At 34.5% G+C, this 21358-nt stretch carries 31 protein-coding genes and 1 pseudogene; 4 read left to right on the top strand and 28 right to left on the bottom strand.

Translation table 11 applies throughout. From position 1 onward, the window contains the following. Nucleotides 1–618: 618 nt before the first annotated feature. The 22 genes and pseudogenes from PLX19_RS03915 to PLX19_RS03810 form a co-directional block, all read right to left on the bottom strand. The gene (locus tag PLX19_RS03915) at nt 619–1005 is read right to left on the bottom strand and encodes an ECF-type sigma factor (protein ID WP_272187202.1); all 387 of its coding nucleotides are present in this window, start codon (nt 1003–1005) and stop codon (nt 619–621) included. Nucleotides 1006–1026: 21 nt separating this feature from the next. Then, nucleotides 1027–1326 carry a hypothetical protein gene (locus tag PLX19_RS03910; protein WP_272187201.1) on the bottom strand — a complete coding sequence of 100 codons (300 nt, stop codon included), beginning with the start codon at nt 1324–1326 and terminating at the stop codon, nt 1027–1029. Continuing rightward, on the bottom strand, nt 1323–1445 hold the full coding sequence (locus tag PLX19_RS03905) for a DUF3983 domain-containing protein (protein WP_272187200.1): 123 nt from the start codon (nt 1443–1445) through the stop codon (nt 1323–1325). The genes PLX19_RS03910 and PLX19_RS03905 overlap by 4 nt, the downstream gene beginning before the upstream one ends. A gap of 169 nt (nt 1446–1614) precedes the next feature. Further along, a complete protein-coding gene (locus PLX19_RS03900; RefSeq protein ID WP_272187199.1) occupies nt 1615–1986 on the bottom strand; it encodes a hypothetical protein in 372 nt (123 codons plus the stop codon). Nucleotides 1987–2490: 504 nt separating this feature from the next. Then, nucleotides 2491–3027 carry a dUTP diphosphatase gene (locus PLX19_RS03895; protein ID WP_272187198.1) on the bottom strand — a complete coding sequence of 179 codons (537 nt, stop codon included), beginning with the start codon at nt 3025–3027 and terminating at the stop codon, nt 2491–2493. A 62-nt stretch (nt 3028–3089) separates the two neighbouring features. Then, nucleotides 3090–3527 carry a hypothetical protein gene (locus PLX19_RS03890; protein WP_272187197.1) on the bottom strand — a complete coding sequence of 146 codons (438 nt, stop codon included), beginning with the start codon at nt 3525–3527 and terminating at the stop codon, nt 3090–3092. Nucleotides 3528–3530: 3 nt separating this feature from the next. Then, nucleotides 3531–3686, bottom strand: coding sequence for a Fur-regulated basic protein FbpA (locus PLX19_RS03885; RefSeq protein ID WP_272187196.1), 156 nt, complete (start codon nt 3684–3686; stop codon nt 3531–3533). 15 nt (nt 3687–3701) lie between these two features. Further along, a complete protein-coding gene (locus PLX19_RS03880; RefSeq protein WP_272187195.1) occupies nt 3702–4241 on the bottom strand; it encodes an ERCC4 domain-containing protein in 540 nt (179 codons plus the stop codon). Between the two features lie 2 nt (nt 4242–4243). Further along, complete coding sequence (locus tag PLX19_RS03875; protein WP_272187463.1) at nt 4244–4672, bottom strand: hypothetical protein; 429 nt, start codon at nt 4670–4672, stop codon at nt 4244–4246. A 266-nt stretch (nt 4673–4938) separates the two neighbouring features. Continuing rightward, complete coding sequence (locus tag PLX19_RS03870) at nt 4939–7293, bottom strand: phage/plasmid primase, P4 family (protein ID WP_272187194.1); 2355 nt, start codon at nt 7291–7293, stop codon at nt 4939–4941. 9 nt (nt 7294–7302) lie between these two features. Continuing rightward, nucleotides 7303–7524: a hypothetical protein gene (locus PLX19_RS03865; RefSeq protein ID WP_272187193.1), complete on the bottom strand. Its 222-nt coding sequence runs from the start codon at nt 7522–7524 to the stop codon at nt 7303–7305. A 130-nt stretch (nt 7525–7654) separates the two neighbouring features. Continuing rightward, nucleotides 7655–8134 (bottom strand): DUF669 domain-containing protein, encoded by a 480-nt coding sequence (locus PLX19_RS03860; RefSeq protein WP_272187192.1) that lies wholly within the window; start codon nt 8132–8134, stop codon nt 7655–7657. A gap of 21 nt (nt 8135–8155) precedes the next feature. Then, nucleotides 8156–8848 carry an AAA family ATPase gene (locus PLX19_RS03855; protein WP_272187191.1) on the bottom strand — a complete coding sequence of 231 codons (693 nt, stop codon included), beginning with the start codon at nt 8846–8848 and terminating at the stop codon, nt 8156–8158. Nucleotides 8849–8851: 3 nt separating this feature from the next. Continuing rightward, nucleotides 8852–9043 (bottom strand): hypothetical protein, encoded by a 192-nt coding sequence (locus PLX19_RS03850; protein WP_272187190.1) that lies wholly within the window; start codon nt 9041–9043, stop codon nt 8852–8854. Further along, nucleotides 9040–9174 carry a hypothetical protein gene (locus PLX19_RS03845; RefSeq protein ID WP_272187189.1) on the bottom strand — a complete coding sequence of 45 codons (135 nt, stop codon included), beginning with the start codon at nt 9172–9174 and terminating at the stop codon, nt 9040–9042. Before PLX19_RS03845 ends, PLX19_RS03850 begins: the two co-directional genes overlap by 4 nt. Before the next feature lie 58 nt (nt 9175–9232). Continuing rightward, nucleotides 9233–9433, bottom strand: coding sequence for a hypothetical protein (locus tag PLX19_RS03840; protein WP_272187188.1), 201 nt, complete (start codon nt 9431–9433; stop codon nt 9233–9235). Next, a complete protein-coding gene (locus PLX19_RS03835; protein WP_272187187.1) occupies nt 9396–9698 on the bottom strand; it encodes a hypothetical protein in 303 nt (100 codons plus the stop codon). The genes PLX19_RS03840 and PLX19_RS03835 overlap by 38 nt, the downstream gene beginning before the upstream one ends. 91 nt (nt 9699–9789) lie before the next feature. Beyond that, a pseudogene (locus tag PLX19_RS03830) lies at nt 9790–9942 on the bottom strand (YqaI family protein); the annotation flags it as partial. Nucleotides 9943–9953: 11 nt separating this feature from the next. Beyond that, nucleotides 9954–10664 (bottom strand): AP2/ERF family transcription factor, encoded by a 711-nt coding sequence (locus PLX19_RS03825; protein ID WP_272187186.1) that lies wholly within the window; start codon nt 10662–10664, stop codon nt 9954–9956. 15 nt (nt 10665–10679) lie between these two features. Beyond that, nucleotides 10680–10832 carry a hypothetical protein gene (locus PLX19_RS03820; protein ID WP_272187185.1) on the bottom strand — a complete coding sequence of 51 codons (153 nt, stop codon included), beginning with the start codon at nt 10830–10832 and terminating at the stop codon, nt 10680–10682. A 19-nt stretch (nt 10833–10851) separates the two neighbouring features. Beyond that, nucleotides 10852–11016 (bottom strand): hypothetical protein, encoded by a 165-nt coding sequence (locus PLX19_RS03815; protein ID WP_272187184.1) that lies wholly within the window; start codon nt 11014–11016, stop codon nt 10852–10854. Next, nucleotides 11013–11213 (bottom strand): helix-turn-helix domain-containing protein, encoded by a 201-nt coding sequence (locus PLX19_RS03810; protein ID WP_272187183.1) that lies wholly within the window; start codon nt 11211–11213, stop codon nt 11013–11015. The genes PLX19_RS03815 and PLX19_RS03810 overlap by 4 nt, the downstream gene beginning before the upstream one ends. 277 nt (nt 11214–11490) lie before the next feature. Here PLX19_RS03810 and PLX19_RS03805 point away from each other — a divergent pair, with 277 nt between their 5' ends. The 3 genes from PLX19_RS03805 to PLX19_RS03795 are packed head-to-tail and all read left to right on the top strand — an operon-like array spanning nt 11491 to nt 13825. Beyond that, on the top strand, nt 11491–11898 hold the full coding sequence (locus PLX19_RS03805; RefSeq protein WP_272187182.1) for a helix-turn-helix domain-containing protein: 408 nt from the start codon (nt 11491–11493) through the stop codon (nt 11896–11898). 22 nt (nt 11899–11920) lie between these two features. Continuing rightward, nucleotides 11921–12376: an ImmA/IrrE family metallo-endopeptidase gene (locus PLX19_RS03800; protein WP_272187181.1), complete on the top strand. Its 456-nt coding sequence runs from the start codon at nt 11921–11923 to the stop codon at nt 12374–12376. 15 nt (nt 12377–12391) lie between these two features. After that, nucleotides 12392–13825, top strand: coding sequence for a recombinase family protein (locus tag PLX19_RS03795; protein WP_272187180.1), 1434 nt, complete (start codon nt 12392–12394; stop codon nt 13823–13825). 30 nt (nt 13826–13855) lie between these two features. Here the strand turns inward: PLX19_RS03795 and PLX19_RS03790 are convergent, their stop codons facing one another. The 3 genes from PLX19_RS03790 to aceB form a co-directional block, all read right to left on the bottom strand. Continuing rightward, on the bottom strand, nt 13856–14065 hold the full coding sequence (locus PLX19_RS03790; RefSeq protein WP_442869020.1) for a competence protein ComK: 210 nt from the start codon (nt 14063–14065) through the stop codon (nt 13856–13858). Nucleotides 14066–14343: 278 nt separating this feature from the next. Continuing rightward, the gene (aceA, locus tag PLX19_RS03785) at nt 14344–15630 is read right to left on the bottom strand and encodes an isocitrate lyase (protein ID WP_442869019.1); all 1287 of its coding nucleotides are present in this window, start codon (nt 15628–15630) and stop codon (nt 14344–14346) included. Nucleotides 15631–15641: 11 nt separating this feature from the next. After that, nucleotides 15642–17231: a malate synthase A gene (gene aceB, locus PLX19_RS03780; protein WP_272187178.1), complete on the bottom strand. Its 1590-nt coding sequence runs from the start codon at nt 17229–17231 to the stop codon at nt 15642–15644. Nucleotides 17232–17613: 382 nt separating this feature from the next. Between aceB and PLX19_RS03775 the strand changes: the two genes are divergently transcribed. Beyond that, nucleotides 17614–18279 (top strand): HAD family hydrolase, encoded by a 666-nt coding sequence (locus PLX19_RS03775; RefSeq protein WP_272187177.1) that lies wholly within the window; start codon nt 17614–17616, stop codon nt 18277–18279. Between the two features lie 141 nt (nt 18280–18420). Here the strand turns inward: PLX19_RS03775 and PLX19_RS03770 are convergent, their stop codons facing one another. The 3 genes from PLX19_RS03770 to PLX19_RS03760 form a co-directional block, all read right to left on the bottom strand. Next, nucleotides 18421–19479, bottom strand: a complete 1059-nt coding sequence (locus PLX19_RS03770) for an anti-sigma factor domain-containing protein (RefSeq protein WP_272187176.1) — start codon at nt 19477–19479, stop codon at nt 18421–18423. Continuing rightward, nucleotides 19472–20194, bottom strand: a complete 723-nt coding sequence (sigI, locus tag PLX19_RS03765) for an RNA polymerase sigma factor SigI (RefSeq protein WP_272187175.1) — start codon at nt 20192–20194, stop codon at nt 19472–19474. The genes PLX19_RS03770 and sigI overlap by 8 nt, the downstream gene beginning before the upstream one ends. A gap of 84 nt (nt 20195–20278) precedes the next feature. Then, entirely contained in the window at nt 20279–21337 is a 1059-nt protein-coding gene (locus PLX19_RS03760) for a DUF5667 domain-containing protein (RefSeq protein WP_272187174.1), read from the bottom strand. Nucleotides 21338–21358 lie beyond the last annotated feature (21 nt).

The raw sequence follows: 21358 nt of genomic DNA, 5'->3' as shown, positions 1-21358 counted from the left end.
AGAACCTAACCTCCTTAGGTTCTTTTTTTATGCAAAAGAAAAGAAGAGCACCTGTATTAGATGCTCTTAATGTAGAAGAGTGTATGGGTATTGTTGAATAGGATAGTAGCTAGCTTATCCTATACCTCAGTATATGCTCGTCCTTTGCAAAATGTGAAAAAGCACCCGAATGGATACTTTAATTTATTCAATAAGAAATACTAAAATCTTGTATCCTGTTTATCTACTTCTTTTGCTTTAAGAAATTGAATCATAAAGATTAAACAAATAATTGTACCTACAATATATCCGATAAAGAAACTTAACCATGTCATGATATCATTCCTCATTTCCTATATTTTTCATACTCTTAATCATTCTATTCGACAAAATACTACTAAATCCTACTAAATTCTACAAATAAAAAAGGCAACCAATTGGATGCTTACTTACTTAATCTATTTTTCTCTTCCAATTACGGTATGTGATATTTTAATGTCCGTACACAAACCAAAAGAGCAACCGATACATTCAGTTACCCTTTCGTCAATCTCTTATGTTATTACTATAATTCATTTTTTCAATAGTTTCGTCTCCTAGAAAGTACCTTACTTAAAGGTTACCTACCAAAAGGTAAACTTATAATGCATCAACAAAGTTTATTATCTTTCTAATTTCAGCGTGCTTACGTTTTATATAATATGGACTATAATCCAAATCTAATGCTATTTGTTCTAATGTCATTCCCTCAATATATTTCATTTGAATGATTTTATTATCTAATCCTTTAAATTTACTAATCATTTCTTTTAAATCATACATATCATTCATTTTATGTGCTAATTCGTATTCGATTACTTCAATGCGATCTTCTACTTTTGCACCGTCTGAATCAGCTGTTAATTTATATTTAGACAAATCTCCCCATACCCAACGCTTTAACTCTTTCTTACTTCGCTCCAATTTATTTTCTAGGTAAATGAGTTTATCTTCTAATTCTCGATAATCCTTTAGCCAATCTAGCATTGTGTATGCCACCTCACTTATTTAATAATTCCAGTTAAAATAAATGTAGTTTTCGTAATAAATACCACCTAAAATGTTCTTTTTTTCATCTTTCTTTAGTTCTACATGTACACCATCCATTAATATTTTTAACTTCTCGATAAACATATCAGAATATAACATATGTCTATCTTTAGTTTCGTTATTTATAACATATCTATAAGCTGAATATCCTTTTTCTGCACTACTAGTTATTAATTCTTTAATTTCATCAGCAAATTCCAAAACTTTACTGTCGATGGTATTTTCTTGTTTTGATTTCAATTGTTCTACCAGTTTCATTTTAAAACACCTTTCTTAACAAAATAATTTCTAAATGCCTTTGCAACACGTTCTTTTTCCCACGCTTTATTACGTTTGATAATCGCCTTCCTAATTTTTCGTTTTTTCCTCTTTTTCATCGTTTTTCCCCCTTCATTTTCACCTCAAAACGTATGAATCATTTTTTACACTGTTATTACACGTTTTTAGACGTTTTACCGCTCACAAGACCTAATGCATTCGAAAAAGATTTAAACTTTAAATTTCCTTATTATATAGATCCGTTTTTTATGCAAAAGGATTATTTTGTTAAGAATTAATAATTTCTTTAATTCTATTAAGCTTGTCCTTATTGTTATCTTTTAAAATCTCTCTATCAATTTTGATATTTGCTCGTCTTCTTCCACCATTGATTGCCTCAATGTAGCAAGAATGATTATTCACTTTATCTTCCGCTAACATTTGAATACCTTGGAAAGAAGCGTCACAAACATCTCTCGAATTGAAATTGCTATATTCAAACAACTCTTTCCAGTTTTGTTCTAAATATAATTTCATATAATTCTCAATATCCTCACCACATGAAACTTCAACTTCTATTTCATACTGATCTTCCATTGTTACTACAAGAAAAACCATCCATGCTTTAATATCATTTAAATTACCAATACTTTCTTTCATTCCTCATCCCTCCGCATAATATTTCATCTGGAACAGTTAGCTTTTGCTAGCTGCTCTTTATTTTGAAATTCACTTACACATTTTAGAAAAAAGCATATATTATATTAAACCTTGGTCAACTGGATAACTCTTTACACCTTCTTGTTTATCCATAGCATCCTTCTCCAAAAAGCACTTGTAAAATGGTGCTCTTTTTCTATTTACATACATTTACCAATATTATTGTTCGATATTTCATGTTAAGTTAGATGGGGTGATCTTATCCATATCACCATTGCAAATTCTTGCCCCATTAATATATGGGGTCTTTTTTATTCATTTGTATAAAAAGCTTCCTAACTACCTAAAATAATCAAATAAAAAATTTAGGAGCAAAACAAATGAAAACAACACTTAAAATACTTAAATATATATTTTTTACTATCGGTATTATTTTATTATTGTTAGACATAATAAGTTTTATTTTCCCTGGATTAATCAAATAGCATTTTTGTTTAAAGTGTATTAATATCCGACCGCTAATCGATTGAAGTTTTCTTCATTCTTCTCTTTATACATTTCAACAACGTCATCCCAGGTGAATCCAGCGTATTCAATAGTTTTATAGAATAGATCCATGATTCCTAGCAATGGATTTTTCGCGCCTTTGCTATCTTTATACACCACTTTACCCACTAAATAATTCACGTTCTTATCCATATGGAAGAACGCTTTATTGAAACCATGAATTTTACTTTCTGTAATTTTAACCATTTGTAATGAGTGCTCAATTTTAAAATCCATCGCTACCGATAACCAAAAATGGAGAATATCAACCATTTCCTCTAACAATGAATCCTTTGGTTGTTCAAACTTTGTTGACCACATCTTAAAGGCATTTGTTACATTCCATGCTTCATTTACTTCATTCTTTAATGCATATACTTTGTTAAACAACATATCGTAACAACTGTAGTTCTCTTTATGCTTCGCTTTAATATCATCATCAAGTACCTTTTGCATTTTAAATAATTCGGTTAAATCAATTACTTTTTTAGTCATTACAGGTTCGCTCCTTTTCAATTTATATTTAGTACCCTGAGCCAAAGCCCAGGGCAGCATAATTAATGAGTTACTGTTTCTTCATCTTCAATACTTAATTGACCAGCAGGAACATCAGCCGTTCCGTCTTGGTTAACACTGTATTCCATACCTTCATGCGATTCTTCATAGAATTCATCAATAGACATTTGCGAAGGTTCGAGAATGATATCAACATTTCCGCCAGCAAAAGGATACAATTGATTCACTACACCTTTAGCATCACGTTTTACATTTAATTTAATTGCTGTTTTCTTGCTATCACGTTGAATGTTAACGAATTCCGCACCAATTGGTTCAACTTCACTTTCTTCCACAGTTAACTGAACAATAGTACCTGGCATTTTTAATAGATCATCAGCATGTGGTAATTCGTCACTTAATACATGAAACATTAAAACTTCTTTTTTATCGTCCTTTTGCATTTTCTTAAATAACACGTTCAATTCGATTTTTGACATGGTTCATTTCTCCTTTTGTGCTTTATAAATAGTTTCTAATTCACTCAAAGAAAGCTCATATAGTTGCAACCCTTCTGGTGTTTTAAAATATCCCATTTCTATCAACTTGAATTTATAAAAATCTTTTTGTTGTTCTACTGTTAAATTTTGCTCAATCATACTTACCCACCTACCTTAGAACATACCTGTTTTAAGGTAATGTTTCGCTTGATAATAGAAATGGTAATAGATCCAATTACCACTGTATTTTTTGTCTAAATACACAATTTCAAAGTTGTATTTCGCTTTAAATGTATTGAGTCTTCCGAGCAATGCTAACGGATTATATTTCGAACGATACTGACCCTTTAACATTTTTTCATATCCTTTAGGGTCTTCCACAATTAGAGTGAATGGAATGTCCTTCGAGCGAATTAATTCATTTTCAAATGCTGTTTGAGTATCCTTTTGTAGATTCCCTGTGATTTCATCCATGTGAGCTTTTCGTTCTACTCGGCAATCTAGATACATATCACGTGCTATCCCAAGTTCTTCATTCTTAGGAATCATGCAGCCATAATCACCTGTATCTAATTTTTGAATCTTTACTGGTACATCCTTTTGACGTAAATAATCAAGAATGTGGCCATTTACATTTTCACGAGTATCAACCACGATAGTTAGTGTTTTAAGGATTTTATTTATTTCTGTATCTGTGTAATGAAAACGGATCATTCTCATGCTCCTTTCTTCGCATATGTAACCGCCCGTTCATATATCTTTCTTGCCATTGCATTTGATTCATCATTTTCAAATTGCCGATAATCGTCATAAATGTCTTTCCAGCCATTTTCAGCAAGTACAATCGTCCAGTCATAGAACATTTGTAATGAATCCGCATCAGCAAGTAGCCACTCATATAATTTTTGATTATGCTTCCATCCGCAAAACTGATGAAACACCTTCATGACCGTGATCTTCTCCGAGCTTGCATCTTCCCAAGATTTAAACCATTTATCAATTTCGCTAAAATGCTTCTCAGCAGCTTGCATAATTTCCACTGGAATTAAATTCTGTTTTTTTATCGCGATTCGATTATCACTTTTATCAAGATAGATATTTGCACCTGATTTCCAAATCGCACTTAGAATTAATAAAACTTGCAAATCTATCACCTCTGTTATCAAAAGTTACTTATAAGTGTTACTAAAAAACACCGAAAATTAGCATGTGTTACTTTTTAGTAACCCACTTCAACCTTAGAGCCATAAGGGATTAAGTCACTTGTGTTACTTTTGTTACCTATTTTGAGCATTAAGCCCCCTAATATAATACTTATATATATATTTATTTTTTGTTTATATATATTTTTAGTAACAAAAGTAACAAAAAGAATATAAAAAGTGCCTTGAGCCCTTATGTATCAAGGGTTTCAAGTAATTTTAAATGGGTTATTTTTAGTAACACTTTCGCTATTTTCATCGAAATTCAGTAACTTTTGCTGCTTAAAAGTATTTTTTCGATCTGTTAAAGTAACACCTTTGACGTAATACTTATTTTTGCTACCACGTTCTCTTTTGAATCCTTGGGATTCTAAAATTCTATAAAACGCTCTGTTTTTTAACTGATGCTCGCCATTTCTAAAGCACCAATTGGCGTAAACTTCATATAATTCTTTTGCTTCAATTTGGACATCTTCCCTTTTGAAGCAACATTCAAACATAAACGGTCCAAGTATATCCATTTCTTCTTTGTAATCACCTGTTGCTTTCATTACGATTTCCGGGTCATTCAATCCCGACTGCTGCCACTTCACGCAACCCTCAATCGCCCAATTTAGAATACCTGGCATTTCTAGACTTAATTTTTCAGGTAATTTCTTATCCCGTTTTTCTTTTGGTAACTGCAAATTGAATGGAATCAAGCGAATACGTCTCCAAATCCCTTCATCAACGCCTTTAATTACAGGTTTATGATTTGTAGTAAAGAACACTTTGAACTCTGGTATGAATTCAAAATACTCTTGTCGAAGAAATCGGGCCAGCACTGGTTCACCACCTGTTATTTGTTTTACAAAGGCTTCTGATAGTTGCTCACCCTCTTCACTCTCGATTGCAGATACAAAGCGTGCGCCTACCAATCTAGCAATATCATTATTGGCCCCAGTCTCTTTCTTTTTGATGAAAGTATCTGATTTCGCTTGTTTTCCGTATTCCCCCATGAGGTCCTTAATTGTATTAATAAAGGTCGATTTTCCGTTGGAACCTCCACCAATCAGGAAGACCATTATTTGCTCTGTAATTTCCCCAGTTAAGGAATAACCAATCAATCGTTGCATGTATTCAACTAGTTCTTGATCACCTTGAAAAATTTGATCTAGGAAGTTAATCCATTCTGGGCATTTCGCATTCTCATCAAATGCAATATTGGTGATCTTAGTCAAACCGAGTTCTCGATCATGCGGCCGTAGCTTACCAGTTTTCAAATCAACAATGCCATTTTCAACATTGAACAAGTATTTATGCTTATCGAAGTCTTCTCGCTCCCCTGGAACCAATGGCATAAGGTCCTTGATACTATTCATTCGAATGTTTCTCCGCTCACACATCCGCGCCCACTTCATTTCAGATTCATCTTCTGACTTATAAAGACTGCGAAGTACCTTTGCTGTAATTCGTTCAATTTCTTTCTTTGTGTCCAATTTCCACCGTTTGCCGTCCCATATTAACCAGCCCATGTCGCTAACATATTTGATTACATGGCCATATTCATATGCAATACGTTCAGCATTACCGAGTTCTGTTAAACGGAATTTCTTTTTAGGCTTGTCCTCCACAACATCCGCTGCATCTTCATTAAGAAAATCAAAAGAAAATTCTTCGAATTGCTGTTTGTTATCTAAAATAGTTGTGGAAGTAGATGAAATGGCCGTTGCTATTGTTCTTTCACCGTATGTTTCATTTGTATCTCTGAAATGAATAACATCCCATTTATCACGCATTAAACAAGTTTCGCGGAACATCGAATCCATTCGAGTTGCTGAATTGCCTGTCCAAAATGCAAGGTGGTTACATAAAGCCAGGTCACTTGCTGAATGGTCGTCATTAATTAAGCTGCCATTGTATAATGATCGGATTTCATCACCATTCTTACTGCGAAACATTCTTTCCCATAAAGCTTCATTTGAAATTTTGATTTCGTCTTTTTCAAATTCTGCTAAATTTACTCGCCCTTGAATGTCGCTATCATCAAAATATTTTTCGAATACCTCAGCTAGTTCATCTGTTCGTTCATATACATCATTAGAATTTTCACGGTTTCCAGTGAAGGTAAAAAAACGGCCATATGAGTATATTTCCAAGCCATGTTTAGTATTTTTCCGTCCAGTACCTAAAACAGATTGTGGAAGATTCCCTTTGATGATGATGTGAATACCTTTCCCTGATGGTGAAAATTCTGTATAGCTATCTAACGTATCGATAATTTCTGTTGAGAAGGCATTTGTTTTTCCATCCTCAACACACTTATCAATATCTATTCCGATGTAATTGTCCTGCCTACTAAACACAAACCCTATGCCGTCATAGTCACCCTCTAAATAGAATTTGACCGCTGTTGCAAACGTTGACCAAGTACGTCTATTATTTGCCTGTGCCATTTCACCGGTTACTTGATACGGTACTTTTGTTGGCTTATTATTTCGTGTTTCAAACTTCCATAAAATCCACTGCGGAAGAGCTTTTAATTCAGCAGGAATTTCATTAAAATTGTATGGATTTTCTTTCATGCTGCCCTCCTAGTTATCTCCGTCCTTATAAATCAGTCCTTGACGGAACATATGAGCATGACACTCTTGAATCTTTTTTGTACTAAAACGATATTTAGCCCAACTATGACCAATCTCTTTCTTCACTTTTCGAATAGCTTTCGATTTTGTAGGCTCTTGAATGCCAAATATAAACCGTCTACTAACACTACTCCAAATACCGTACATACCTGTTTTGGGACTTGTAGCCATTGTTTTTCACCCTATTCCACTGATTTTGAGTATAAAAAAGAGAAGTCGGCAAAAACCAACCTCTCTATTTAGTTTTATTTATTCGTATCCATTCACTATTGCCCATTCATTTATAAACAGTAATGGATCATCAAAATGGTAAATCATCATCTCCGATTGTAATTGGTGACCCCATATGTGCTACTGGATTTACATCCGATACATTATAATATTTAGCTTTAGCAGCAGTACGTTTTTGTTTTACACCATCAACAACTTTGTCGTACTCTTCATGCTTTACAGTGATTTTTAAATTTTTATTGATAAGTTGCTTAGCCATATCGTCAGCTGAAGTGAAAACATGGTTATTACTAAACCCACATGCTTTTAATAATGAGTTGACGATTCTTACTGAAACTTCATGTTCGAATGTAAACATGTTATAAAGTACTTTTGCCCCTTGATGATTTTGAGGTACATCACTTCTAATCTCAAAATCTACTGTTAATTTTGGTTTTTTCTCACCAGTTAATCCAGAAACTGCATTTACAATTACAGCTTCATATTTACCTTCTGCAACTAATTCAAATCCTGTGCTTGCGTTTGATTCATCAAATTTAAAGAATGACATTATTTTTCTCTCCCTTAGGTTTTAATTTGTGGATGATAATAGGAAAATTTCTTCCTGTTTGCAACCCTTTCTATCGTCTAACTGATTTTTTGCATAAATACTGTTTGTGCCTTCTAAAACAAATCCTCTTTCGCCTTCGGCATTAATCATTAATCGGCCAACAATATCACATAGACCTAGCACATTATTTATAATCTTTGTGTTGATCTGAGGATAAGAACGATTGTATTGTTGTCCTTCTGCTGTAGTATATAAATCTGTTGTTTCCCAAGCATTAAATACAATTATGTCCGCTAAATTTTTCATCCATCTAAATGAATTGACTATACGGAACTGCATTTTTTGGTAATCACCTTGTGATGGTACACCTTGATTGCGTCCAATAAATCCTAAATGTGATAACAGGCAGCGTTCTAATTCCGACACATTATCGATTGCGATATTGTTGTATTTCCCTTTAATACCCTTGAGGTGGGTTAATAATGCTTCCCAATATTCCCAAGTGTTTTGGTTATCGACATAAATAACGTCTATGTTTTTTTCTCCTTTAAGCACCTGTGATGTACGGTCAATATCTAGTACTAATGTTTTGCCCGGCAGATGACGTAATGTGTGTGTCTTCCCCATTCCAGGGTTCGCATATAGTAAGTATGTTTTACCTTGTTTTACAATATCGGTTGCATTTTTTGTGCTAAAATCGAATTGCTGTTCCATCTTTTACACCTCACCGAAATTTTTTAAAATTAAAATTGAAGCTTCCATTTCAAGAACCTTGCCTTCAGTTTCTCGGATATTTTTTTCAATAATAGGCTTCTTTTCTATTAACCTTTCCAACTCCCGTTGGTATTCATTTAACTTTCTTTGCTCTACAGCTAATGACTTTTCTAATTCTTCAATCCCAGCGTTCAAAATGGAATCACCTCTTTTCTTTGGATCCATTCATATATTTCCATAAGATCCTGTAATCCATGTTCATAAGCGATAATCATCGATGAAGCATCTGGATCATCACTATTTTTATATCGTTCTATTAAATTCATTGTGATTTAAATTTTAGATTCAATTTTTCCTTGCAGCATCCACTCTTGCAAGTTCATTTCACTCACCCGCTATCTTCTTTATGGAATGAGACTCTATATATTGTTTGATGCATTCTGTTACATCGTGTATGTAATCACCATCGATATCCCGATATTCTTCACCGAAATAGATTTCTTTACTGCAACTTTCACAGTAACTCATAACATCATTTACAACTGAATCATGAGGATTTCCAACAATCATTGGATTTTCTACCATTTGGTACCCCTCCAATTTTCTCTTCCATTCTTTCTGAAGTGTAAAGAGAGTAATAGATCACATTGTCGCTTATAAACGAAACTTCATAAGGAAAATCCTTTGATTCACGTTGAAATATTAATGGTTTAATCTTAGAATCATCTAGCAATGATTCCAGTACTTCATTACTTAGATGCACTTCATTTCCACGAACACTTAGAATCCCATGTTCATTTCTTGCTAGTCTTATAGCTTGTACAGCTTTACTAACTTCTTTAATGCTCATTGATAGAACACTCCTTTACATGAATTAAATTCATGCTATAATGACTGCGAAAGTATTTTTATTTAGATCACCTGTTGGCGCAGGTGGTTTTTTATTGTGCTTGAAAGCATTCAACTTGATGGCGTTCCATCAAATACGTTTTTAAATTCTGTTCAAGTACAACATCTTGACCAAACACAAAGTATGTTTCATTACTTAAAATTTCATCTCCATAAAAATCGTCAATTGGATGATCCGCTACCTTTTCCAATCAACTCACCTCCCTTCAGGAAAATTTAATATTGCTTTATCCCCGTATATCTCATATGCTTTTTTGTCATATGCTATTGCAGCTTCTTCTTCAGTTTCAAATAATCCCAAATAAATTTTTTTACCTTTTGTACTTATAGAAGATTGGTGTTTATTACCTTTTTTAGTTACACCCTTATATTTCTTACCTTTCCTCCTGATTTGGGGTGTGTATTTAAAATCCATTTCTTTTGCATTGTTATCTCTACCAATAACATTTTGAAATGCTCCCTCGCCAAAAAGTTCAACAGATTTAGCGTTATATGCCCTAGCTGCATCATCTTCATTTTTATAGAGACCCAGTTCATGTATTTTCCCTTTACACTTCAACCTAGTTCTCCATGAATTAGATTGTTTGTTCCAATAAACGCCTTTATATTTTGATGAACTACCCCTATGCCCTTTAGATTTTCTTAAAGAACCAATCGCATCTGAAAGAATTAAATTTTCTTTACGGAAATCTAGTCTATTTAGATTTTTAAAAGTTACTTTATTATCATTATTTTTATCCAAACCAAGTATGAATCTTCCTAACAGACCTACATCATTGCTTTGCACAATATAATTAGTAGCTCCTTTATTAAGTCGTACATACCAATTGTGTTTCATACAACGTTCATAGTCCTCATCATCCACAATAACTAACATGTCATTTTGCAACGGTATTTCCTTAACCACTTAACTCACCTCCCCTCAATTAGAAACCTTACGGTTCATTTCATTTAACTTTCGCTTTGCTTCCAGTTCAACTAAAAACATTTGTGTCGGATTATTACGCATCTCAGCACATTTTTTACGTACTTGAGATGCTTTCATTAATTTACTGGCTGATAAAACTCCATTCATGATTTGGCACCTCCTACATTTAGTTACTATGACATTTACGATCTGATCTATCTTTAATTCTTTGAGCCGCTATTCTTGGAACTGATGTCCTCATTAAGAATGCTTTTAAAAGTTTTATTGCCTCTGGGCTCGGACCATCGATTTTGATTTGTTGTTCATTCATATCAACTAATTGATTTGTCATCTCAGATCTTCCTCACATATTTCAATACCTAAAATGTCTGCAATTCGCTTTTTTTGTTTTCTTCCTTTCCTAGATCCTTTTAAAATGTCCGATAAATATGAAACTGAAATTTCTAACTCAGAAGCCAAAGAGGTAAGTGTTAAATCACGTTCTAATAACGATGTTCTTACTTTTATCCCAAAACTCGAGTATTGCACTTTGATTCCACCCCTTTCTCCTGCGAAAATTTGCGCTAAATTATTGACTATCCATTAGCAAATATGCTAAATTAAAAGTATGAAAAAAAGACACAGAAATCCCAATATAGTCGCCCCCCAGCGATTGTTATAACTTTAATGATATGGTATTTTCATGTCTTTTTTCCGCTAACAAATTAGCTTACAGGTATATATTAATAGCATATTTGCTAAAAGTCAACAAAATAATAGCATATTAGCTAAAATGTACCTGCGCTAAATCAGAAAGGTGATTAGAATGACTTTAGTTAATACGATTAAAAGTCTATGCGCACAACGAAAAATTGCAATTTCAGCACTAGAACGTGACTTAGAATTCGGTAATGGAACTATACGTAGATGGGATAAAACATCACCATCTGCCGAGAAATTACAAAAGGTCGCTGACTATTTCCATGTAACAACTGATTATCTACTAGGAAGAGAACAATTATCTCAATTAACTAATAAGGATGAAAAAGATATTGAAAAAAGAATGGAAGAGATAAAACAAGACCTAAAAGACTCACAAGGACTTATGTTTTCTGGCGAACCAATGAGTGAAGAAGCTGTAGATTCTTTATTAGATGCAATGGAATACATTGTCCGTCAAACAAAAGTTATTAATAAAAAATACATTCCTAAAAAGCATCGTAAAGATAATTAATGTAAGTTCAGGAGTGATCACATTGAAATACGTAATAAACAACACAGTCCATCAACTTTGTAAAAAACATAATACTAAAGACCCTTTTGAACTTGCTCAGTGTTTAAATATAAATATCTTTTTTCATGATCTACACGAAGAAATTAATGGATTCTACAAGTATGAAAAAAGAAATAAGTTTATTGCTATTAATAGTAATTTATCTTCAACTATGCAAAGAACAGTTTGCGCACATGAATTAGGACATGCTGTCCTGCACCCTCAAGCGAATACACCGTTCTTACGAAAAAATACATTTTTATCTGTTGATAAATTAGAAATTGAAGCCAATATTTTTGCTGCACTTTTATTAATAGACAAAGATAGCATTACTCCTGGTGATACAAAGGCATGTATAGCATATAAAAATAACATTCCTGTTGAGCTTCTAGAATTTTATACGTTCAACAACAAAAGAAATATTTTGATAATGAATTGAAAGGTGGAATAAAAAGTGAGATGCGCAATTTATGCCCGTGTTTCAACAGAAGAACAAGCTGTAGAAGGATATTCCATCTCAGCTCAAAAGAAAAAACTTAAAGCATATTGTGATGCACAAGACTGGGATGTTATCGGTTACTATGTAGATGAAGGTATATCTGCTAAAAATACTAACCGTCCAGAATTGAATCGCATGATAGAACATATAAAAAAAGGACTAATTGATTGTGTTTTAGTTTATCGATTAGATCGCCTTACAAGATCTGTACTAGATTTATATACATTATTAGATGTATTCGAAAAATATGATTGTAAATTCAAAAGTGCTACAGAAGTTTATGATACAACAACAGCCATCGGAAGATTATTCATTACCATTATTGCCGCATTAGCTCAATGGGAACGTGAAAACATTGGTGAACGAGTTAGAGTAGGGCAACAAGAAAAAGTTAGACAAGGCAAATATACTTCACCTAGAAAACCATACGGATACGATGCAGACCATAAAAAAGGAGTATTGTCTATTATAGAAGAAGAGGCAAAGGTCGTTCGTTCTATTTTTAATGATTACCTAAAAGGGCATAGTGCAATGCGAATTAGTAAAAAGTTAAATACCCTCGGCACTCCAGGTCGGGACTACTGGAATGAAAAAGCTGTAATGTATATTATAGAAAATCCCCTATACATTGGAACTTTACGTTGGCGAAAAGAAACCGATCATTATTTTGAGGTTCCGAATTCTGTACCAGCTATTATAGAAGAAGAATTATTTGATAATGTTCAAAAATTACGAGAATCAAGACGAGAATCACATCCTCGCAGTCAATATGGTAGTTATATTTTTTCTGGCATTATAAAATGTCCTCATTGTGGTAGATCATTAATTGGAAACTATGTAACATCAAAGAAAAAAGATGATACTGTCACTAAGTATAAACAATACTTCTGTAGAGGTCGTAAATTAAATGTTTGTAATATGGGCAGTATGTCTGAACGCAAATTAGAAAAAATTATTATTCCACATATCCTCTCCTTCTACATAGATGCAACAGATACAGATGTTGAAACAGGACACAGCGATATGGAAGATGAGATTATACAAATTAAAAATGAACTAAAAGTCATCGAAAAGCGACGTAAAAAATGGCAATACGCTTGGGCAAATGACCACTTAAAGGATGAAGAATTTACAGAGCTTATGCAAGAAGAAAGTGACAGAGAAAAAGTTTTAACAGAAGAATTATATAAGTTAAAACCAACTGAGAATAAGAAGCTTAAGAATGAGGAATTAAAAGAAATTTTGAATGATATAAAACTTAATTGGGACAACTTAAATGATGATGAAAAGAAAATATTCATACAAATTATACTTAAAAAGATAGTTGTTGAAAGAAGTGACAAATGGCATGCTTATGAATTAAAAATAGTAGAAATGGAGTTTAATTGATGATATATTTGATTAAACTTTATTTATGTACTACAAGAAGTTTTGCCCGCCAAAGCTAGCTCCATATTCACTACAGCTTTGTTCTATAATCTCAAGTGGTTTTTGGTACACAAAAAACTCATCGTGTTCCTCAATCACACGTGTTACAATCCGTTTATCGTTTAAAACAACTGGAAGCAATGCGATTGTTTTTGAATTCACAGTGTACTGAGGCGCATATCTTTCGACTTTAACACTCATTAATTCCCTCTCCTTTGTCATTTTTGGATAATTTTATACAATTATCTACATGGATAATTGTACCATTTCGCACGGAAAATAATTGTTATTTTCAATTTTTTTACAATTTCTTAGTAATAAATTAAAATTCCCTACTATACTTCTGTATAAATAACAGAATTAAACTACAGACTCTTCCTATAAAAAATAAAATTATGTTATAGATAATTTCATATTTTTCATTTTGAAATATTTGTAATAAAAAAAAGAGCCAGCTCAAAAGCTGACTCTCTCTTTTCTCATCGCGTAAACTGCTCTACCTCTGTTGATCCTTTCAGTGCTGTTGTCGACGAAGTTCCACCAGTAATGACTTGTGCTACTTCATCAAAATACCCTGTACCAACTTCCCGTTGATGACGTGTCGCTGAGTAACCGTACTGTTCTGCTGCAAATTCCGCTTGCTGCAATTCTGAATACGCAGCCATACCACGTTCTTTATAACCACGCGCCAGCTCAAACATGCCATAATTTAAAGCATGGAAGCCAGCAAGCGTTACGAATTGGAATTTATAGCCGTAAGATGCAATTTCTTTTTGGAAATTTGCAATGGTTTTATCGTCTAATTTTTTCTTCCAGTTAAAGGACGGTGAACAGTTGTAAGCTAATAGTTTTCCAGGGAATTTTTCATGAATTGCTTCTGCAAAGCGTTTTGCATCTTCTAAATTCGGCTCCGATGTTTCGCACCATACAAGGTCGGCATACGGTGCATATGCTAAGCCGCGTGCAATCGCTTGATCCAGTCCAGCCTTCGTTTGGAAGAAGCCTTCTGGTGTTCTTTCTCCTGTAATAAATGGTTGATCAACAGGATCGATATCACTTGTAATTAAATCAGCTGCGTCAGCATCTGTTCTGGCAATAATGAGCGTAGGTACTCCCATTACATCTGCTGCAAGACGCGCCGATATTAAATTACGCACTGCCGTTTGTGTTGGCAATAATACCTTTCCGCCTAAATGACCGCATTTCTTTTCAGAAGAAAGTTGATCTTCAAAATGAACGCCAGACGCTCCTGCCTCGATCATTCCTTTCATTAGTTCAAATACATTTAGCTGTCCACCAAATCCTGCCTCTGCATCGGCAACAATTGGCACGAAGTAATCAATATCACCGCTCCCTTCCATATGCTGAATTTGATCAGCACGCTGGAGCGTTTGATTAATACGTTTTACAACTGCCGGCACACTGTTTGCCGGATACAAACTTTGGTCTGGATACATGTGACCTGATAAATTTGCATCTGCCGCTACTTGCCAACCGCTTAAATAAATTGCCTTTAATCCCGCCTTTACTTGCTGCATTGCTTGATTCCCAGTTAATGCCCCTAACGCATGAATGTAATCTTCGCTATGGAGAGAATTCCAAAGCTTTTCTGCACCGCGGTGTGCTAACGTATATTCAATATCAAGCGATCCGCGAAGACGAATGACATCCTCTGCAGAATATGGACGTGTAACTCCTTTCCATCGTTTATCAAGTTCCCAGTTCTCTTGTAATTGTTGTACTCTTTTATTTCCCATTTCTTCCATCCCCTTTTCCTTTATAAAATCTCATAACCTGGTAACGTTAAAAATGATACAAATTCATCATTTCGAACAAGATTCGTAAATAGTTTTGTAGCTTCGACAAATCGTCCTTTTTCAAAACGATTACTACCAATCTCTTTCTCTATTTTTGCTAATTCTTCTGCTTTAAACTGTTCTACTAATGCAAACGTAATCTTTCGTCCATCCTCGAGCTTCCCTTCCTTATGACGAATCCATTGCCATACTTGTGCACGTGAAATTTCTGCGGTAGCCGCATCTTCCATTAAATTATAAATAGGCGCTGCTCCTTTGCCGCTTAACCACGATGCAATATATTGAATACCAACGCTAATATTTGTACGCAGTCCGGTTTCTGTAATCGTTCCTACTGGAACTTCTAATAAACTTTGTTCTGTTATTCGAATTTCTTCCCGTTTTCGATAGATTTGATTTGGCGTTGTCATGATGCGATCAAATACTTCCAGCGCTACAGGGACAAGTCCCGGGTGGGCAACCCAAGTCCCATCATGTCCCTCACAAGCCTCACGCTCTTTGTCAGCGCGCACTTTCTCAAATGCTACTTCATTTGCTTCCGGGTCGTTCTTAATTGGAATTTGTGCTGCCATCCCTCCAATTGCTGGTGCATTACGGCGATGGCACGTTTGAATGACGCGTAAACAATACGCGCGCATAAATGGCACACTCATTGTCACTTGTGCCCGGTCCGGAAGTAAAAACTGGTCATGATTACGAAACGTTTTTAAGAAACTAAAAATATAATCCCAGCGTCCGCAGTTTAACCCCGCTGAATGATCACGAAGCTCATATAAAATTTCATCCATCTCAAATGAAGCATGAATCGTTTCGAGCAGTGCTGTTGCTTTAATTGTCCCATGAGGAATGCCAATGTATTTTTGTGCAAATACAAACACATCATTCCATAGTCTTGCTTCTAAGTAACTTTCCATTTTCGGTAAGTAAAAGTATGGAGCACTCCCTTTTTTCATTAACGCCTTTGCATTATGAAAAAAGAACAATCCAAAATCTAATAAGCTACCTGATACTTCTTCACCATCTACTAACATATGCTTTTCTTGTAAATGCCACCCACGAGGCCGCACCATTAATACAGCTGTTTGTTCATTGAGACGATATTCCTTACCATTTTCATTTGTATATGAAATGGTTCTCTTAACTGCATCTCGTAAATTTATTTGTCCTTCCATTGCATTTTGCCATGTTGGTGCATTTGAATCTTCAAAGTCCGCCATAAAGACACGCGCTCCTGAATTGAGAGCATTAATAACCATCTTACGATCAACTGGTCCAGTAATTTCTACGCGCCGATCTTGTAAATCATTCGGAAGCGGTGCAATCGTCCAATCATCCACCCGAACATTTGCAGTCTCCTTTAAAAAGTGTAACAACTCCCCTGCATCAATTCTCTTTTGCTTTTCTACTCGTTTCTGTAGTAATTCCTTACGGCGTCCGTTAAAATTCTCATGCAACTCTTTAATAAATGTGAGTGCTTCTGGTGTCAAAATCTCCAAATACGCCGGTAATACTTCTCCAACGAGTGTAACCCGCGAAGTTTGCGTCGACATATTAGCCTCTCCTTTTTGCAAACTGTTTTATAACAGTTTTGATTTTTATGTTTATATTATATAACATAAAAATCAAAAGGGAAGTATTTTTTAGAATTTTTTAACAATATCGTAAAATTTGTTTATATGTACTTTTTACATTCCTTGTAAAGGATATACTGCAAAGCCCTTTATAGTAACTTCGTAATGATGTGAAAATTTTGCACATAACAACTAAGTCGTAGTTCCATTTTCGTGAAGAAACACTTTACATATCAGCGTGACAATGGTCATCTCATTGTAAATTTATGTTAAAATATATAAATTGTAAGAATTTTTACTGAAGCTAATGGATCAGGGATTGGTTAAGTTATTCAGTAATGGAAAAAAGGGAGAGAAAGCAATGTTACAATCATTGATTTTTGATATGGATGGAACTCTATTTCAAACAGAAAAAATTCTAGAATTATCACTTGATAATACTTTTAACCATTTACGGTCACTAAATTTATGGGATACAGTAACACCTATTGATCAATACCGTGAAATTATGGGTGTACCTTTACCAAAAGTTTGGGAAGCTTTGTTACCTAATCATACCAATGAAGTAAGAGAACAAACGGATGCTTATTTTCTGGAAAAATTAGTTGAAAACATAAAAAGCGGGAAAGGTGCTTTATATCCTAACGTAAAGGAAGTTTTCAATTATTTAAAAGAAAATAATTGTTCCATTTACATAGCAAGCAATGGTTTAACGGAATATTTACAAGCAATTGTGAGGTATTATCATTTGGATAATTGGGTTACTGAAACATTTAGTATTCAACAAATACAAACACTTGATAAAGGAGATTTAGTTAAAACAATTATAAATAAATATGATATAAAAAAAGCAGCGGTAGTTGGAGACCGTTTATCTGATATAAATGCAGCTAAAGATAATGGTTTAATTGCAATTGGATGTAATTTTGATTTTGCACAAGAAGAGGAACTTGCTCAGGCTGATTTCGTAATAAATGACTTAATGGAGTTACAAACAATATTGCCTAAAATGAAAATTGTTTACTAAACTTGCTGGCGCTTTAATTAAATAAGCGAAGTAATAAATCAACGCTCAGAATGATAGATTTCTGAGCGTTGGTTTATTATTAGGTATACGATTTATCCCACATGAACGGAACTACTTCATATACAATCCTATACCTTTTTACTAATTATGTTTTCCGTTTCCTTTTTCTTCATGCTTTGAAGAATTTCCATGCTTATTTTCTTTTCGTTGCTCTTTTTCATACCCTTGCTGTTCTTTTTTTTGGTCATGATATTCTTTTTTTTGTTCTTTTCTTTGCTCTTGTTCCTCTTTTTTCTGTTCGTGACATTCTTTTTTTTGTTCTTTATCGTTGTTTTCTTCTCTGTGGCCGTTATTTCTTTCCTGCGATGGCGGCTGTACATGAGCTGGTTGTTGTTCTTTCTCTTCTTTCTCTTCTTTCTGCTCAGTTCTTTCATGTTGCACAGAAGAAGAGGAATTCGATTGCGAATCTGAATGAGGCGCTGAATCCGGCTGCGAATCTACTTTAGGAGGTTGTTCCTCTTGTACTTGCGGCGGTGCAGGAGAAACTGATGACTTCTTCTCATTTTTCTGTTTCAAATAAATCCCTGTGCTAACTCCTGCTTTTTGAGCATTCTCCCTCATTTGCATAGTACTTTCCTGATATACGACTGTAACATGTTTTGCGTCATACTCGCTTTTTAACTCTTGAATAGTCTTTTGCAGTTCTGGTTCTAACGATTTTTCTTTTACAGCAGATGTTAGCATAACTTGCTTGTCACTCGTTAAGTATCCATCCTCTTTGCTTTGTTTTACAATTATACGCACTACGTCTTGCAAAGGCTCATTTTTCCACCGTTTTATTTCTTTTAAAATACGCTTACCATCCTCATTGCAAGCTCGTAATTCTGTAACATGAAGATCCTTTGTTACACTCGCCTCTAAGCTCGGGTTAATATCGATAGAAACATAGGCAAGCGCTTTTTTTTCCGGCTGATTGAATAAAAACAAAAAGACACATAGAAAACAAGTAAAAATTAACGAGGCCGGTTTTAATATAGAAGGAACTGAAAAAGACATCTGTCTCTTTTCTTGTTCTTGAAATTCGATTTCCTGTCCGATCACATAAGAGTTCAACTTTTTCTTACAATTAATAAATTCTCCGTCCGGTGTCAACACAACTATGCTGCGTTTTTTTATATCCATCACAATCCCTTTATTCATTCCCCTGCCCACCTCTTATATATTCTTGAATGTATACGTAGTTGTTTACAAAAATAATGCACATTGCAATGATATATTTCCTATGCCGCTCCAGCGTTTTACGGCTTGTTCTAACATGTGGTTCAATTTGCTTGAGAGGTAACTTTTTCTTTCGGAACAGTTCTTCTATCATTTTCTCTTCTTTTATAATAATCTTTGCAATTTCTAATAAATGCTCCCGCGTATCACGATGCTTCGGAGACTCTTTAGCAAGCTCAGCAAATGATATTTTAAATTCAGATAGCACACTTTGAAAATGAAGAATTTCTTCCTTCCGGTTGCTGCTTTCCATCTCTTTCATATATTCCGTAAGGGCCGCTTGCATTTCCAGTGTTTCCTCTTGCTGGTCTTCTTTTAAAAAGACGAGGTTATGCCTAGACTCCTTACGTATGTAGTCAATTACATCTCTTTTTATAAGAAGTTCAGCAAACGAAAGAAAAGATTTCCCTTTTTTATATGAATATTGTTCAATGGCTTGATGAAATGCAAACAGTCCAATGCTATATTCATCGTCCTGCTCCGTAATATAACGACGACAGACAGCCGAAATCGATTTTCGAATAAAAGGCCGATACTGAGCGATAAAATCTTCCTTATCCTCTTCATTTTTTTGTATGTTAAATACTACGTCTTCTATTGTCGATTTTTTTACGATTTTCATCAATAAACTTAACACAGGTAGTCCCTCTCCTCCCCTCTGCTAAAAATAGTAAAACGGTCACTAAAGAAGTGACCATTTCACTACATTTCCATACTTTTCTTAGTGCTTTTCTTCATGTTTCTCTCTATGTTTTTCTTCACGCTTTTCCTCATGCTTTACTTGACCGACTTTTTTACCGTTCTCTTGATGATTTTCCTTTTGTTCGGATTTCTCATGATTCTCATGAGAATTAGCATCTTTATGTACTGGTTGCGCTGGCTTTGCCGGTTGGGCTGGTTGTGCCGGCTCTGCTGGTTGCGCTGGCTCTGCTGGTTGTGCTGGTTGCGCCGGCTCTGCTGGTTGCGCCGGTTGCTCTAGTTGTTCGGACTGCTCTACTTGTGATGGTTGTACGATTTTATTTGTGTCTTCCATTTTTCCAGAAGTTTCTTCTATATTTTGATCTGCTGGCTTGTTTTCCTTTGCAACAACATGCTCTTTCTTTTCTTGTACTTTTTCTATTTTAACAGCAATTCTTGCAAAACTCTTCTCTATATTTTTGGAAATTGCAGCTTTCGCCTTCGGATTTTTCACTTTATCAAGCGCTTTTGCTAATGCTTCGATATTGTGTCCAATATGTACTTTTACTTTTTCCGCTTCTGTATTTTCTTTGTTAGCTTGCTTTTTAGTTTCTTCTTTTTTTGCGTCAGCGGGCTTTTCTACCTCTGTTTTTGTTTCATCAGCTGGCTTTTCTGTTTCTTCTTTCTTTACCTCAGCAGGCTTTTCTACCTCTGTTTTCGTTCCATCAGCTGGCTTTTCTGTTTTCGTTTCTCCTGAAAGCTCATCCGCTTTTTCTAAGTTTTCAGCTGCTTTTTCTAATGTATCTTGTGTGAAATCATCTTTCCCCTTTTTCATTAACACATCCGCTTCAGCAATGCGTTCTGCCGCTTGTTCAGATAGTAGCTTTGCCTTGTCTAAATCATTGTTCGCAAGCGCCATTTTAATATCTTCCACCATCGTTTTTACGAAGTAAAAGAAATCCCCTTGCACTAAAGTCGGCTTTTCTGTCTCTGTTGTTTTTGCTGCATCTGTGTTGCTGCTAGCATACGCCGCCGTTCCCATTAAAAATGGACTACATGCCATCATCGTTATCATCGTTCCTTTTAATAATATCTTCTTCATCTTATTTTCCTCCATTTGCTT

Origin of the sequence: Bacillus sp. BP-3 (assembly GCF_028401955.1) — a bacterium.
In the GTDB taxonomy this organism is placed as follows: domain Bacteria; phylum Bacillota; class Bacilli; order Bacillales; family Bacillaceae_G; genus Bacillus_A.
This window is presented reverse-complemented; position numbering and strand designations above follow the sequence as displayed.

Bases quoted from the DNA above. Each gene is read 5' to 3' on its own strand.
- PLX19_RS03815 (WP_272187184.1), bottom strand. From the start codon at position 11,016: ATGACAAATCAATTAGTTGATATGAATGAACAACAAATCAAAATCGAT.
- PLX19_RS03910 (WP_272187201.1), bottom strand. From the start codon at position 1,326: ATGAAACTGGTAGAACAATTGAAATCAAAACAAGAAAATACCATCGAC.
- PLX19_RS03840 (WP_272187188.1), bottom strand. From the start codon at position 9,433: ATGGTAGAAAATCCAATGATTGTTGGAAATCCTCATGATTCAGTTGTA.
- PLX19_RS03895 (WP_272187198.1), bottom strand. From the start codon at position 3,027: ATGACTAAAAAAGTAATTGATTTAACCGAATTATTTAAAATGCAAAAG.
- aceA (WP_442869019.1), bottom strand. From the start codon at position 15,630: ATGGAAGAAATGGGAAATAAAAGAGTACAACAATTACAAGAGAACTGG.
- PLX19_RS03760 (WP_272187174.1), bottom strand. From the start codon at position 21,337: ATGAAGAAGATATTATTAAAAGGAACGATGATAACGATGATGGCATGT.
- PLX19_RS03770 (WP_272187176.1), bottom strand. From the start codon at position 19,479: ATGAATAAAGGGATTGTGATGGATATAAAAAAACGCAGCATAGTTGTG.
- PLX19_RS03775 (WP_272187177.1), top strand. From the start codon at position 17,614: ATGTTACAATCATTGATTTTTGATATGGATGGAACTCTATTTCAAACA.
- PLX19_RS03885 (WP_272187196.1), bottom strand. From the start codon at position 3,686: ATGATTGAGCAAAATTTAACAGTAGAACAACAAAAAGATTTTTATAAA.
- aceB (WP_272187178.1), bottom strand. From the start codon at position 17,231: ATGTCGACGCAAACTTCGCGGGTTACACTCGTTGGAGAAGTATTACCG.
- PLX19_RS03865 (WP_272187193.1), bottom strand. From the start codon at position 7,524: ATGGCTACAAGTCCCAAAACAGGTATGTACGGTATTTGGAGTAGTGTT.
- PLX19_RS03820 (WP_272187185.1), bottom strand. From the start codon at position 10,832: ATGAATGGAGTTTTATCAGCCAGTAAATTAATGAAAGCATCTCAAGTA.
- PLX19_RS03855 (WP_272187191.1), bottom strand. From the start codon at position 8,848: ATGGAACAGCAATTCGATTTTAGCACAAAAAATGCAACCGATATTGTA.
- PLX19_RS03870 (WP_272187194.1), bottom strand. From the start codon at position 7,293: ATGAAAGAAAATCCATACAATTTTAATGAAATTCCTGCTGAATTAAAA.
- PLX19_RS03790 (WP_442869020.1), bottom strand. From the start codon at position 14,065: ATGAGTGTTAAAGTCGAAAGATATGCGCCTCAGTACACTGTGAATTCA.
- PLX19_RS03905 (WP_272187200.1), bottom strand. From the start codon at position 1,445: ATGAAAAAGAGGAAAAAACGAAAAATTAGGAAGGCGATTATCAAACGT.
- PLX19_RS03890 (WP_272187197.1), bottom strand. From the start codon at position 3,527: ATGTCAAAAATCGAATTGAACGTGTTATTTAAGAAAATGCAAAAGGAC.
- PLX19_RS03880 (WP_272187195.1), bottom strand. From the start codon at position 4,241: ATGATCCGTTTTCATTACACAGATACAGAAATAAATAAAATCCTTAAA.
- PLX19_RS03900 (WP_272187199.1), bottom strand. From the start codon at position 1,986: ATGAAAGAAAGTATTGGTAATTTAAATGATATTAAAGCATGGATGGTT.
- PLX19_RS03860 (WP_272187192.1), bottom strand. From the start codon at position 8,134: ATGTCATTCTTTAAATTTGATGAATCAAACGCAAGCACAGGATTTGAA.
- PLX19_RS03835 (WP_272187187.1), bottom strand. From the start codon at position 9,698: ATGAGCATTAAAGAAGTTAGTAAAGCTGTACAAGCTATAAGACTAGCA.
- PLX19_RS03845 (WP_272187189.1), bottom strand. From the start codon at position 9,174: ATGAATTTAATAGAACGATATAAAAATAGTGATGATCCAGATGCTTCA.
- PLX19_RS03915 (WP_272187202.1), bottom strand. From the start codon at position 1,005: ATGCTAGATTGGCTAAAGGATTATCGAGAATTAGAAGATAAACTCATT.
- PLX19_RS03805 (WP_272187182.1), top strand. From the start codon at position 11,491: ATGACTTTAGTTAATACGATTAAAAGTCTATGCGCACAACGAAAAATT.